This window comes from Bacillus cereus group sp. BfR-BA-01355 (assembly GCF_022663675.1).
GTDB classification, from domain to species: Bacteria; Bacillota; Bacilli; order Bacillales; family Bacillaceae_G; genus Bacillus_A; species Bacillus_A thuringiensis_S.
Genome location: NZ_JAKUFY010000420.1, coordinates 1 through 246, shown reverse-complemented (window position 1 = coordinate 246; position 246 = coordinate 1). Strand labels below are relative to the sequence as shown.

Here is a 246-nt window from a genome sequence, read left to right as displayed (position 1 = left end):
TGACTTGGAATAAATGGGGATTATTTACAAAATACAACGGAAGGTATTCTGCATAGGTTAAAGTTTTTTGGGTTTGTAGCAATCGTTCGATTGCCTCTAATGTAAAAATATCGCCTGCTGTTCCAACAGGTAACGTACTTAACTCTGCTTGTGTATAATCTGCACCGCTTTTCAAATGTTCATCTAGTAAAAAAGTATTGATTTCTGGTGACACAACTGGGCAATCTCCTGTAATCCGCATTACAA

The 246-nt window shown here is 37.0% G+C and carries 1 pseudogene; it reads right to left on the bottom strand.

The window, feature by feature from the left end:
* Nucleotides 1–246: pseudogene (locus MR167_RS32310) on the bottom strand (cytidylyltransferase domain-containing protein); the annotation flags it as partial.